General features: G+C 60.4%; 13 protein-coding genes. 7 read left to right on the forward strand and 6 right to left on the reverse strand.

Annotation, left to right across the window (positions count from 1 at the left end):
* The coding region (locus E0F99_RS25515) for a DUF3313 domain-containing protein (RefSeq protein WP_130908994.1) at positions 1 to 336 on the reverse strand (336 nt) is incomplete at its 3' end.
* Between the two features lie 69 nt (positions 337 to 405).
* On the reverse strand, positions 406 to 900 hold the full coding sequence (locus E0F99_RS25520) for a hypothetical protein (RefSeq protein WP_083358353.1): 495 nt from the start codon (positions 898 to 900) through the stop codon (positions 406 to 408).
* Between the two features lie 253 nt (positions 901 to 1,153).
* Here E0F99_RS25520 and ccoN point away from each other — a divergent pair, with 253 nt between their 5' ends.
* The 3 genes from ccoN (at position 1,154) to E0F99_RS25535 (ending at position 3,575) form a co-directional block, all read left to right on the forward strand.
* Positions 1,154 to 2,581: a cytochrome-c oxidase, cbb3-type subunit I gene (gene ccoN / locus E0F99_RS25525; RefSeq protein WP_083358352.1), complete on the forward strand. Its 1,428-nt coding sequence runs from the start codon at positions 1,154 to 1,156 to the stop codon at positions 2,579 to 2,581.
* A gap of 22 nt (positions 2,582 to 2,603) precedes the next feature.
* Positions 2,604 to 2,792: a cbb3-type cytochrome c oxidase subunit 3 gene (locus tag E0F99_RS25530; protein WP_408003442.1), complete on the forward strand. Its 189-nt coding sequence runs from the start codon at positions 2,604 to 2,606 to the stop codon at positions 2,790 to 2,792.
* Between the two features lie 90 nt (positions 2,793 to 2,882).
* Entirely contained in the window at positions 2,883 to 3,575 is a 693-nt protein-coding gene (locus tag E0F99_RS25535) for an aspartate/glutamate racemase family protein (RefSeq protein ID WP_083358350.1), read from the forward strand.
* On the opposite strand, the gene E0F99_RS25540 is transcribed toward E0F99_RS25535, so the two are convergent.
* The 3 genes from E0F99_RS25540 to E0F99_RS25550 all read right to left on the reverse strand — a co-directional run bounded on the left by E0F99_RS25540 (position 3,572) and on the right by E0F99_RS25550 (position 6,630).
* Entirely contained in the window at positions 3,572 to 4,084 is a 513-nt protein-coding gene (locus E0F99_RS25540) for a GNAT family N-acetyltransferase (protein WP_083358349.1), read from the reverse strand. The genes E0F99_RS25535 and E0F99_RS25540 overlap by 4 nt on opposite strands.
* 208 nt (positions 4,085 to 4,292) lie before the next feature.
* A complete protein-coding gene (locus tag E0F99_RS25545; protein ID WP_083358348.1) occupies positions 4,293 to 5,432 on the reverse strand; it encodes a glycerate kinase in 1,140 nt (379 codons plus the stop codon).
* Positions 5,433 to 5,523: 91 nt separating this feature from the next.
* Positions 5,524 to 6,630 (reverse strand): sugar diacid recognition domain-containing protein, encoded by a 1,107-nt coding sequence (locus E0F99_RS25550; protein WP_083358347.1) that lies wholly within the window; start codon positions 6,628 to 6,630, stop codon positions 5,524 to 5,526.
* Positions 6,631 to 6,790: 160 nt separating this feature from the next.
* Between E0F99_RS25550 and E0F99_RS25555 the strand changes: the two genes are divergently transcribed.
* Complete coding sequence (locus E0F99_RS25555; protein WP_083358346.1) at positions 6,791 to 8,101, forward strand: MFS transporter; 1,311 nt, start codon at positions 6,791 to 6,793, stop codon at positions 8,099 to 8,101.
* A 112-nt stretch (positions 8,102 to 8,213) separates the two neighbouring features.
* Here the strand turns inward: E0F99_RS25555 and E0F99_RS25560 are convergent, their stop codons facing one another.
* A complete protein-coding gene (locus E0F99_RS25560) occupies positions 8,214 to 8,918 on the reverse strand; it encodes an SDR family oxidoreductase (RefSeq protein WP_083358345.1) in 705 nt (234 codons plus the stop codon).
* 101 nt (positions 8,919 to 9,019) lie between these two features.
* Here E0F99_RS25560 and E0F99_RS25565 point away from each other — a divergent pair, with 101 nt between their 5' ends.
* The 3 genes from E0F99_RS25565 to rarD all read left to right on the forward strand — a co-directional run bounded on the left by E0F99_RS25565 (position 9,020) and on the right by rarD (position 12,084).
* Positions 9,020 to 9,922, forward strand: a complete 903-nt coding sequence (locus E0F99_RS25565) for a LysR family transcriptional regulator (RefSeq protein ID WP_083358344.1) — start codon at positions 9,020 to 9,022, stop codon at positions 9,920 to 9,922.
* Positions 9,923 to 10,003: 81 nt separating this feature from the next.
* The gene (locus E0F99_RS25570; protein WP_083358343.1) at positions 10,004 to 11,014 is read left to right on the forward strand and encodes an aldo/keto reductase; all 1,011 of its coding nucleotides are present in this window, start codon (positions 10,004 to 10,006) and stop codon (positions 11,012 to 11,014) included.
* Between the two features lie 188 nt (positions 11,015 to 11,202).
* Positions 11,203 to 12,084: an EamA family transporter RarD gene (gene rarD, locus E0F99_RS25575; protein ID WP_083358342.1), complete on the forward strand. Its 882-nt coding sequence runs from the start codon at positions 11,203 to 11,205 to the stop codon at positions 12,082 to 12,084.
* The last annotated feature ends 50 nt before the right edge of the window (positions 12,085 to 12,134 follow it).

Genomic DNA, 12,134 nt, shown 5'->3' on the forward strand with positions numbered 1-12,134 from the left:
GTTGGCGATCCGCAGCGACTTGGCCAATTCACGCTTAAGGGCCTGGCTGTAGTAGGTGTTGATGCCGTTCAGGGTGCTATCAGGGATTTTTGCCGTGGCCTGGGGCTTGGGATAGAACTGGGTGGGTTCGATAAACACCGCGTTGTAGCGGCTCAGGTCCAGATTGGGATCAACCCAGCGCATCACCTCGGCACCCGAGGGCGACTTGGCTTGCTTGAGTTGGCTGTAGTCCGAGAGAAAGCCTGAATACTCATCCGGCTGCGGGACTTTACTGGCGCAACCGGTCATGGCAATTGAAGCAACGCACAACGTACTGATCATTAGCCTTGGTTTCATCATTGAACTCCCTGGCGGTCATCATCGACATGCTGAGCCATAGGTATAGCCAAGGCAGTGGTACATTGCTCAGCCGCGTTCACGCGGGATCAGGCTCTGCAGTTGCGACGCCAGGAAGTTCGCGTCGAAGGCAAAGGTGTCCGGGTCTTTCAGGCCGTTGGTTTTTTTCCACAACCAATCGTTTTTGTCGGCCGGCAGCACCAGCGAGACACTCCCGTGCCGTGCGGCGGTCAGGCCCATGACCGATACGGAAATCGAGCCGCCCACGCCCATGACCTCAGGCACGAACTCCACCGGCTTGCCGGTGATCTGCACGGTCAGCTTCTCGGTCTTGAAGGTTGATGTTTCTGCCGGCAGGCTCGGGCCACTGGCCACGTAGGCTTCACGCTGGACCTCCAGCAAACCCACGGTTTTGACCGGCTCCAGCCACTGCTCGATCTGCCCGAACAGCTCGCCGAGTTTTTGCGCCCAGCGGGCCGACTGCACGTCGAATTGCTGTTTTTTATGCGCTTCGCTGTCGGCGTAATGACGAAGCATCTCGCCCAGTTGCTGTACATCGTCCATTGCGGCGTTCCTTGGATAAGCCAGGTTGCGAACACTGATCATGGCAGATGCGGCGGCGGGCCGTACGATTATGCGTTGCCAGCGCAGTGCGTTGAAGATTCAGGCGAGAAGTTAAAACGCGGATCAGAACCGCTGTAACCCTTGTTCTGAGGCCTTAACAACTGATCCGTAGTAATCAGCTTTTTCTGAGTCTGTTTTGTTTTACCCATGCTTCCTACAGTGCCCGCCACTTGGAACCGTGGGAGGACTGAGCATGAGTAACGCAGCAACCGGACAGGCCTATAACTACAAGGTCGTGCGCCAATTCGTCATCGCAACCATCGCATGGGGCGTGGTCGGCATGGCCATGGGCGTGTGGATTGCGTCACAACTGGTGTGGCCCGAGATGAACCTTGACCTGCCCTGGACCACCTTTGGCCGGCTGCGGCCCTTGCATACCAGCCTGGTGATCTTCGGGTTTGCCGGCAGCGCGCAATTCGCCGCCAGCTACTACGCCGTGCAGCGCACCTGCCAGGTTCGTTTGTTTTCCGACACGCTGGCGGCCTTTACCTTCTGGGGCTGGCAATCGGTGATTGTGATCATGTTGATCAGCTTGCCCTTGGGTTATACCACCACCAAGGAATACGCCGAGATCGAGTTCTCCGGTGCGGTGTGGATGACCGTAGTGTGGGTGGCCTATGCCGTGGTGTTTTTCACCACCGTGGTGCGGCGCAAGACCCGGCATATCTATGTGGGCAACTGGTTTTTCGGCGCATTTATTCTGGTGATCGCCATGTTGCATGTGGTCAATCACCTGTCGATCCCGGTGGGCTGGTTCAAGTCTTACCCGGTGTACTCCGGGGCCACCGATGCGATGGTGCAATGGTGGTACGGGCACAACGCCGTGGGCTTTTTCCTCACCACCGGCTTTTTGGGGATGATGTACTACTTTGTGCCCAAGCAAGTCGGACGGCCGGTTTACTCGTATCGCTTGTCGATCGTGCATTTCTGGGCGTTGATCACCCTGTACATCTGGGCCGGGCCGCACCATTTGCACTACACCGCGTTGCCCGACTGGGCGCAGTCGCTGGGCATGGCGATGTCACTGATCCTGCTGGCGCCGAGCTGGGGCGGCATGATCAACGGCATGATGACCTTGTCCGGTGCCTGGCATCAGTTGCGCACCGACCCGATCCTGCGCTTTCTGGTGTTGTCATTGGCGTTTTACGGCATGTCGACCTTCGAGGGCCCGATGATGGCAATCAAGACCGTCAACGCCCTCTCCCACTACACCGACTGGACCATCGGCCACGTGCATGCCGGCGCCCTGGGGTGGGTGGCGATGATTACCTTCGGCTCGCTGTACCACATGATCCCCAAGGTGTTTGGCCGCGAGCAGATGCACAGCGTGGCGTTGATCAACCTGCATTTCTGGCTGGCCACCATCGGCACGGTGCTCTATATCGCCTCGATGTGGGTCAACGGCATCACTCAGGGCCTGATGTGGCGGGCGGTGAACGACGACGGCACGCTCACTTACTCGTTTGTCGAAGCGTTGCAGGCCAGTCATCCGGGGTTTGTGGTGCGCTTTGCCGGCGGCGTGTTTTTCCTGACCGGGATGCTGCTGATGGCCTACAACACCTGGCGCACAGTGCGGGTCGCAGACTTACGCATCGCGCAGCTTGATGCGCGGATCGCCTGAGATGTGGAGCCTGTTCATACTCATGTGTTTGTATGGTGCGGTGGAGTATTGCCTGCGTGGGGAGTCTGAAAAAAGCCTGGATGACGCCAGTATGCTGCCGTTCGCCGATGACCCTGAGGTGGCGCGGCGGGTGGAGTTGGCCACCGGCAAGCCAATCAACGCGGTGGCTGCGGAGCAGGCCAAGCGCGGCTGGGGCAACCTGGACGTGTGAAACTGCTCCGGTCATTTTGCGGCTAACTGCGTATGACTAATCCGTAGCCGATGAGTAAGGTGAGGCGACATTCCGTGTCAGGAGCATCGCATGCGCACCATCGGCCTCATCGGCGGCATGAGCTGGGAGTCCAGCGCCGAGTATTACCGCATCATCAACCAACGCGTGCGCGACCAACTCGGCCCGCTGCGCTCGGCACAACTGTTGATGTACAGCGTGGACTTCGGCCCGGTCGAGCAGGCCCAGCATGCCGGCCGTTGGGCGCACGCCGCGCTGATCCTCGAGGACGCCGCGCGCCGCCTGCAAGCAGGTGGTGCCGAGTGTGTGGTGCTGTGTACCAACACCATGCACTTGGTGGCGCCGCGCATCGAGGCGGCAGTGTCGATTCCGTTCCTGCACATTGCCGATGCGGCAGGTCAAGCCGCTGTTGAAGCAGGCACGTTGACGGTCGGCCTGCTCGGCACCGCCTTCACCATGGAACAGGACTTTCTCAAAGCGCGCCTGGCCGCCCAAGGCTTGACCGTGCTGGTGCCCGACGCCGACGAGCGCCAAGCCGTGCACCGGATCATCTATGACGAGTTGTGTGTCGGGGTGATCAGCGATACATCGCGTCAGGTGTATCAGCGGGTGATCGAGTCCTTGGCCGCGCGTGGCGCTCAGGCAATCGTCTTGGGTTGCACGGAAATCGGTCTGTTGATCAAACCGCAGCACAGCGAGCTGCCGCTGTTGGACACCACCGAGCTGCATGCGCAGGCTGCGGTGGCGTTTGCTCTAGAGAATTAAGCCGACTGGCGCAGGCGCGCCATGCTCAGGGTGTCGACGAACACACCGTCACGCAGGGCGTAATCGCGCATTCGGCCTTCGACTTCGAAGCCGAACTTGCGGTACAGGTTGTGCGCAGCTTCGTTGTCGGCGTAGACGGTGAGTTCTACGCGGCGCAGGTTCATCCAGTTGTCGGCCACGTCCAGGGCGGCCGTCAACAGCTTGGAACCTACGCCCTTGCCCTGCCAGGCTGTCGCCACGCCCATGCCGAACGCACCGACATGGCTGCGGCGCACACGCAGGAGTTGTTCCAGGCCGAGTTGGCCGATGACCTCGCCGCCATGCACCGCCACCAGCTGTAGCCGTCGTTCGTTATCGGTGACCAGCTTGTTGCGCCATGCCTCGACTGACTGGAAAGGCATTTGCAGCACCTGACGGCATACAGCCGGTTCATTATAGAGCGCGGCCACGCCTTCAAGGTGGGCTTCGGTAAAGCGCTGGATCACGATATGGGGTTCAGGTGTGTGCATTGTGTTTCATCCTTTGAAAGACAAGAGGCAGGCCAGTGTAGAGGGCAAGACTGCACGCTGGCTAGGGTTTGACCGCGGTGTGCGCTTGCCCCACCACTCGGCAACTCGTTAGCACCTGATGGTGGAACTGAACGCGGTTAAAACGGTGGGAAGGGGCTTGCTCCCGACGCGGCCGTTAGCGCAGCAACGGATATGCCCCCACCCAACCTCAGCGCCCAGCAGCAACCCACCACACTCGCGCAATATCCGCCGCCCGCTCACGCAACAAGCGCGGCGCTTCGCTGCACGCCTGTTCCAGGCTCATCGGCCCCGATGGCAAGGCAAACGCAGCCGCCACACCGTGGCTATACATCTGCTGATAACCCTCACCCAAAGTGCCAGCAATCACAATGACCGGAACACCCTGCTGCTGGGCAATGCGCGCCACACCAAACGGCGTTTTACCGCGCAACGTCTGAGCGTCAAAACGCCCTTCCCCGGTAATCACCAGATCAGCGCCGCGCATCGCTGCAGCCAGGCCAACCAGTTCAGCCACCACGTCCACTCCCGCGCGAAATTGCGCACCGAAAAACGCTTTGGCGGCGAACCCCAAACCACCGGCCGCGCCACTGCCGGGTTCATCGCGCACGTCTTTGGGCAGCACGTTGGCACAGTGATCGGCAAAGTGCCCAAGGGCCGCGTCCAGTTGTTGAACCTGCTGCGGGTTGGCGCCTTTTTGCGGGCCGAAAATAGCCGATGCACCGTGCGGCCCGCACAACGGGTTATTCACATCGGCAGCGATGTCAAAACGCACGTGGGCCAAACGCGGGTCCAGTTGATCCAGGCTCATGCTTGCCAGGCGTGCCAAGGCCAGGCCACCGGGCGCAAGTACCTGGCCTTGCGCACCGAACAACTGCACGCCAAGCGCCTGCATCGCACCCGCCCCGCCATCATTGGTAGCGCTACCGCCAATCGCCAGGATGATGCGCTGCGCACCCGCATCCAGGGCCGCGCGGATCAGTTCGCCCGTGCCGTACGTGCTACTGGAACAGGCATCACGCTGCCCCGGCCGAACCAATTGCAAGCCGCTGGCTTCGGCCATCTCAATGATTGCGGTGTGGCTGTCGGCCAACCAACCCCAGCGTGCTTGAACCTTATCGCCCAAAGGCCCTTGAACGGTTTGGTCACGCAACTCGCCGTTGCACGCCGCGAGCACCGAATTCACCGTACCTTCACCGCCATCCGCCATCGGGCACTGGACCAATTGTGCGTCCGGCCAAACCTGGGCCAGCCCTTCGGCAATCGCTTGGGCGACGCCTGCGGCACTCAGGCTGTCCTTGAACGAGTCGGGGGCGATGATGATTTTCATGGGCTGTCTCCGGTTTTTATAACGCCCATGCTGCCAGTTGGCTGCGGCAATGACGCCGGTCCGATGCACAAGTGTGGGTGAGGTTTGTTGTTCAATCCGACAAAGCCTGAGGCAATAGCTGTACGCCGAGGTAGAGGGCGAGCATGCCGTCGAGGGTCAGCGGGTCGACGCCGCTGAGTTCGGCGATGCGCTCCATGCGATAGCGCAGGCTGTTACGGTGAATCCCCAAGGCATCGGCACACGCTTGGCTCTGGCCGTCGTGTTCGCACCAACTGCGCAAGGTGGCGAGAAGTTGGCCGTTGCTGTCCTTGGCCAAGACGTTGCGCAACGGATTGAGCAGTTCATCCAGGGCGTCGTCGTTGCGATGGCGCCACAGCATCACCGGCAGGCGGTAACGGTTGAGCGTCAACAAACGCGATTGGGGCAAGATATCCCGACCGTAGGCCAGCAAGTCGCCAACCCGCCGATAGCACCGACGCAAACCTGCCAGGCCATCCGCTTGCCCGCCGACAGCCACACGCAGGATATTCCAACCCAGGCCTTGGAGTTTTTCCAGCAGCCGCGGGTTGTCGACGTGCACCGCGGCCGGCCGGCACCACAACAGCGAAAATTGCGCCGAGCTGACACACCAGCTGTCCGGGTAACGGCTGCTAAGCCAGGCGCTGAGTGCCTCCGCCGATTGGCCCGCGGCCAGTTCAAACAGGTACGGCGTACGTGCCATCTGCGGTTTGAGCCCCAGTCGCTGGGCCTCGTCGATCAGGCGCGGCGCGTCACCACTTTCAGCCAGCAGCAACGCTAGCAAGTCATCGCAACGCTGGCGTCGCCATTGCTGCTCGGCTTGCTGATGGCGATGGCTGACCAGCATTTCAGCGGTCATGCGCACCAACTGCGCATAAGTACGCAACTGTTCGGGTTCGCCGGTAATGCCCAGCACGCCGATCAGGCGTTGATCGTGCATCAATGGCAAATTGATGCCTGGCTGCACGCCCTTGAGATGCTTGGCGGTCTGACCGTCTATTTCGACTACCCGGCCATTGGCCAACACCAACTGCGCGCCTTCGTGCCGGGTGTTGATGCGCTCCGGCTCGCCGCTGCCGAGAATCAGGCCCTGGCTGTCCATGACGTTAACGTTATAGGGCAGGATCGCCATGGTGCGATTGACGATATCCTGCGCCAAGTCATGATCCAGCTCGAACATGGGGCTAAATTCCTAAAAAAACCAGTTGTTCATAGGCACAGCGCAAACCCTGCCTGACTGTGCGCGAGCACAAAGACAGCGCCCCGCAAGGTGGCCGAGACTCATTGCGCGATCAACGTTACCTTCGCATCGCCAAAAATCATAATAAAGAGAGACTGCCATGTCACAGAGCGCCGCTGCCACACTGGCCACCAATGACGATAAAAACGCCATCTACAAGCGCATTACCCTGCGCCTGATCCCCTTCATTTTCATCTGTTACTTGTTCAACTACCTCGACCGGGTGAACGTTGGCTTTGCCAAGTTGCAGATGCTTGATGCGTTGAAATTCAGTGAAACCGTGTACGGCCTGGGTGCCGGGATTTTCTTTATCGGCTACGTGCTGTGCGGCGTGCCGAGCAACCTGGCGCTGACCCGGTTCGGCCCACGGCGCTGGATTGCGCTGATGATGATCGTCTGGGGCACGCTGTCTACCTGCTTGCTGTTCGTCACCACACCGACGCATTTCTACGGCTTACGCCTGTTGACCGGCGCCGCCGAAGCGGGCTTCTTCCCGGGCGTGGTGCTGTACCTCTCGCAGTGGTTCCCGACGTTCCGCCGGGGGCGCATCATGGCACTGTTCATGTCGGCGATTCCGGTTTCCGGCTTGCTCGGCAGCCCGTTTTCCGGCTGGATTCTCAACCACTTCGCCGCCGGGCAAGGTGGCTTGGCGGGCTGGCAGTGGATGTTCCTGTTGCAAGGCATCCCGACCGTGATCTTGGGCGCCCTCGCCTACTTCCTGCTCAGCGACAGCTTCGCCAACGCCAAGTGGCTCACGCCGCATGAGCGCGCGGTGCTGGAAGCCGACCAGGCAACGGATCTGGCGAATAAGCCGAAAACCACCACGGACTCACTCGCCGAGGTGTTCAAGAACCCGGCCATCTGGGCGTTCGGCTTGATCTACTTCTGCATCCAGAGCGGCGTGTACGCGATCAACTTCTGGCTGCCGTCGATCATCAAAAACCTGGGCTTTAGCGATAACCTGGTGATTGGCTGGCTCAGTGCGATTCCGTACCTACTGGCCGCCGTGTTTATGCTGCTGGTGGGCCGCTCCGCCGACTTGCGCAAGGAGCGTCGCTGGCATTTGGTGGTGCCGATGTTGATGGGCGCTATTGGCCTGGTGATCGCAGTGAATTTCGCCACCACCCCGGCGATTGCAATTCTCGGTCTTACCATTGCCACCATGGGCGCCCTCACCGGCCTGCCGATGTTCTGGCCGGTGCCGACCGCCATGCTCAGTGCGGGCGCAGCGGCGGGCGGTTTGGCGCTGATCAACTCCATGGGCCAGATGGCGGGGTTCCTCAGCCCGTATATCGTGGGTTTTGTGAAGGATGCCACCGGGTCAACGGACATCGCGCTGTACTTGCTGGCGGCGGTGATTGTTGCCGGCAGCGTGTTGGCACTGCGCATGACCCGGACCTTAAAGGTATAACGCGGTCCATGTGGGAGGGGGCTTGCTCCCGATGGCAGTGGGTCAGTAACCGATAAGCTGACTGTCACACCGCCATCGGGAGCAAGCCGGGTCCCACATTGTTGCTCGGTGTTTACAACAGCCCGCCACCGTCGATGTCGATCACGGCGCCGGTCATGAAGCCATTTTCCATCGCCAGCACATACCCCGCCGCCACCTCCTGAGCCCGCCCTACACGCCCAACCGGCAACGCCCCACCGACCTTGGCGAACATCGCCACGCGTTGTTCTTCTGCCAACCCTGCATAAGCAGGCGTGTCGATCACCCCAGGGCTGATGACATTGACCCGGCGCGGTGCCAGTTCTTTCGCCAACTGCTTGCCGAGTGCCTCAGTCGCAGCGTTAATGCCGGTCTTGATGAACTGGCCAGGCGCCAACTTTCGGCCCAACTGGCCCGAGGTCAGGCTGATGCTGCCGTGTTCGCTGAGAAATGGCAGCGCCTGTTGAATCGCACGCAACGACCCCCAGAGTTTCACATTGAAATTGTCCTGGGCCTCATCCAGGTCGGTTTCGATTAGGGGCTTGGCCCGTACCGACGGCCCCGAGGTATAAACCAGATGGTCAAAGCGCCCCACGGTCTCGAACAACCGTCGCACGGAGGCGCTGTCGGTGACGTCGACCGGCTCGCTGCGCACACCGTTGTCGACACTGGAGTTCAAGCGACGCCCGGCCAGCACCACCTGTGCGCCACACGCGACGGCGGCCTTGGCCACGGCGGCACCGATGCCGCTGCTACCGCCGATCACGATGACGGTTTTACCGCTGAGGGAAGATGTCATGACTGAGCTACCTGGCTGAAAAAGTGAGGGTTCATCTTCTCAGCTTGGCAATCGGCGAAAAATCCCGGTAAAACGACAAGATCTTTAAAGGATTTTTACAAATGAGCTCAACCCTCGACCTTGAAGTGTTTGTGCGCACCGCCGATACCGCAAGCCTGTCGGCGGCTGCGCGTAGCCTCAACCTCACGCCTGCAGCGGCGAGTATCGCGCTCAAACGCCTGGAAACCCGGCTGGGCATCCGCCTGCTTGCCCGCTCCACTCGCAGCATGCGCTTGACCGAAGAAGGTCGGCGCTACCTGGACAGCGTACGAATAGCGCTGGAAGCACTGTCAGAAGGCGAACAGGCGATCAAGCAACAAGGCCAAAGCCTCAGCGGTTTACTGCAGTTGGCAGCGCCCTCGGATTTTGGCCGCAATGTGCTGCTGGGCTGGCTGGATGAATTCAAACTCGAACACCCGAACATCCGTCTGCAGTTGTTGCTCAACGACAGCAATGCCGATTTATTCCGCGACACCGTCGATATCGCGCTGCGCTTTGGTGTGCCTCGCGATTCCAGCCTGGTCGCGCTGCCGGTGGTACCCGGCCACCAGCGCATTGCCTGCGCCAGCCCCGACTACCTTGCGCGGCACGGCACACCGCTTACGCCGGCGGACCTGGCGCAACACAGTACGCTGCGCTACATGCGCCGAGGGCAGGCCAACAACACCTGGTACTTTCGCCAGGGCGCACGGCTGCAGGAAGTTGAGGTGATGGGCGATTACCTGAGCGACGACGGCGAAATCGTACGGCGCTGGGCGTTGGCTGGCCACGGCATTGCCTACAAAGCCAACCTGGATATCGCCAGCGATATCCAGGCCGGGCGCCTGGTGCCGCTGTTGACCGACTGGCAAGGCGAGCCGACGCCTTTCAACCTGATGTGCCCTCACCGCCTGCAAGTGTCGGAACGGGTGAAAGTGCTGCACGGTTTTTTACAGGCACGCTGTCAGGCCTTGCTGAGCGCATGAAGAAACACCCACAGGGCTTGTTCCAGAGCCCTGGAGTCTGATATTGCATGACTCACGTTTCCCCGCCATGAGGAGCTTTGCATGATTTACCGCACACTGGGCCAGTCCGGGTTAAAGGTCAGCGCACTGACCCTGGGCACCATGATGTTTGGCGAACAGACCAACACCGAAGACTCGCTGCGCATCATCGACAAAGCCTGGGACCAAGGCATCAATTTTATCGACACCGCCGACGTCTACACCGGCGGGCACTCCGAGGAAATCGTCGGCGAGGCCATCGCCCGCCACCGCTCGGACTGGGTGGTGGCCTCCAAGGTCGCGATCGGTCCCACCGACGGCTTACCCAACCGCAGCGGCCTGAGCCGCAAACGCATATTCAACGCGCTGCAAGCCAGCCTCACGCGCCTGGACACTGACTACCTGGACATCTACTACCTGCACCGTGAGGACCACGACACACCGCTGGAAGTCACGGTGTCGGCGATTGGTGACCTGATCCGCCAAGGCAAGGTCCGCTATTGGGGCCTCTCCAACTACCGGGGCTGGCGCATTGCCGAAGTGATCCGCGTGGCCGAACGTCTGGGCGTGGATAAGCCCATCATCAGCCAACCGCTGTACAACATCGTCAATCGCCAGGCCGAGGTTGAGCAGATCACCGCCGCGGCTGCCTACGGCTTGGGCGTGGTGCCTTATAGCCCGTTGGCACGTGGCGTACTCAGCGGTAAATATGCTCCCGATGTAACACCCGAAGCCGGCAGCCGCGCGGCGCGCCAGGACAAACGCATTCTGGAAACCGAATGGCGGGTGGAGTCGCTGCGCATCGCCCAGCAAATTCAGGCGTACACCCAAGGGCGCGGCGTGAGCATTGTCGAGTTTGCGATCGCCTGGGTGCTGAACAACTCGGCGGTGAGTTCGGCGATTGTGGGGCCGCGTACCGAGGCTCAGTGGGATGCGTATACCGGCGCGCTGGCGGTGAAGATCACAGCTGAAGATGAGGCGTTTATTGACTCATTGGTGACACCGGGGCATTCGTCTACACCGGGTTTTAATGATGTCAGCCATTTTGTGTCGGGCCGCGTGGCTCGTTCTTAGCGTCCAACCTGGCGAGCGGGCTTGCCACAACAATCCCGCTCGCCACAGGGATTCGCCAAAACCAAGCGCCGGGCGAAAATTCCCCGCAAAACGCCCCAAAACAGCGCAACCATCTCCCGCCAAAAGCACCATAATCCCCTCCTGAAATCTCCCCATTTTTTGTAGCCATCGGTTTTCGCGAGGACAGTGTGTCTAAAGGTGTTGTGTTGTCGGTATTGGCCTCGGTGTTGTTTGCCGTGATGTATTACTTCACCTCGCTGCTCACGCCATTGAGCGGCCTGGAAATCTTCGGCTGGCGCATGTTGCTGACTGTGCCGTGCATGACCGTGTTTATGATCATCAGCGGCGAATGGCGGCGAGTATGGGAACTGCTGCGAATGTTGGCGGCCAAGCCACGGCTGATCGGCGGCGTGCTGCTGTCGTCAGCCTTGCTGGGTGTGCAATTGTGGCTGTTTATGTGGGCGCCGCTGAATGGGCGCAGCCTGGATGTGTCGGTGGGCTATTTCCTGCTGCCGCTGACCATGGTGCTGACCGGGCGTCTGGTTTACGGCGAACGGTTGTCACGCCTGCAGCAGATCGCCGTGTTCTTTGCAGCGCTCGGTGTGCTTAACGAGTTGTACCAGGCCGGTGGTTTTTCCTGGGCGACGCTGGTGGTGATCATCGGTTACCCGATCTATTTTGTGGTGCGCAAATACCTGACCACCGATCACCTGGGCGGTTTATGGCTGGACATGGCGCTGACGCTGCCCGTGGCCTGGTGGTTTGTGCAGCACGGTGAACAAGGCTTTGCGGTGATGGATATTCACCCGAAGCTGTATGCGTTGATTCCGCTGCTGGGCCTCATCAGTGCCTCGGCGCTGGTGAGCTATATCGTTGCCAGCCGTTTGCTGCCCTTCAGCCTGTTCGGGCTGCTCAGTTACGTGGAACCGGTATTGCTGCTGGCGGTGGCGTTGATACTGGGAGAAGGCATCAAGGGCGGCCAATGGTTGACCTATATTCCAATCTGGCTGGCGGTGATGGTGCTGGTGTACGAAGGCTTCAAGCACTTGGTGCGACAGCGTAAAGCCTGACGCACAGGCAATAAAAAGCCCGGCCGAGATCACTCTCGGCCGGGCTTTTT

The sequence above is a fragment of the Pseudomonas antarctica genome, assembly GCF_900624995.1.
Classification (GTDB): Bacteria; Pseudomonadota; Gammaproteobacteria; order Pseudomonadales; family Pseudomonadaceae; genus Aquipseudomonas; species Aquipseudomonas antarctica.

Bases quoted from the DNA above. Each gene is read 5' to 3' on its own strand.
- E0F99_RS25550 (WP_083358347.1), bottom strand. From the start codon at position 6,630: ATGTTCGAGCTGGATCATGACTTGGCGCAGGATATCGTCAATCGCACC.
- E0F99_RS25555 (WP_083358346.1), top strand. From the start codon at position 6,791: ATGTCACAGAGCGCCGCTGCCACACTGGCCACCAATGACGATAAAAAC.
- E0F99_RS25530 (WP_408003442.1), top strand. From the start codon at position 2,604: ATGTGTTTGTATGGTGCGGTGGAGTATTGCCTGCGTGGGGAGTCTGAA.
- E0F99_RS25545 (WP_083358348.1), bottom strand. From the start codon at position 5,432: ATGAAAATCATCATCGCCCCCGACTCGTTCAAGGACAGCCTGAGTGCC.
- E0F99_RS25570 (WP_083358343.1), top strand. From the start codon at position 10,004: ATGATTTACCGCACACTGGGCCAGTCCGGGTTAAAGGTCAGCGCACTG.
- ccoN (WP_083358352.1), top strand. From the start codon at position 1,154: ATGAGTAACGCAGCAACCGGACAGGCCTATAACTACAAGGTCGTGCGC.
- E0F99_RS25560 (WP_083358345.1), bottom strand. From the start codon at position 8,918: ATGACATCTTCCCTCAGCGGTAAAACCGTCATCGTGATCGGCGGTAGC.
- E0F99_RS25565 (WP_083358344.1), top strand. From the start codon at position 9,020: ATGAGCTCAACCCTCGACCTTGAAGTGTTTGTGCGCACCGCCGATACC.
- E0F99_RS25540 (WP_083358349.1), bottom strand. From the start codon at position 4,084: ATGCACACACCTGAACCCCATATCGTGATCCAGCGCTTTACCGAAGCC.
- E0F99_RS25535 (WP_083358350.1), top strand. From the start codon at position 2,883: ATGCGCACCATCGGCCTCATCGGCGGCATGAGCTGGGAGTCCAGCGCC.
- E0F99_RS25520 (WP_083358353.1), bottom strand. From the start codon at position 900: ATGGACGATGTACAGCAACTGGGCGAGATGCTTCGTCATTACGCCGAC.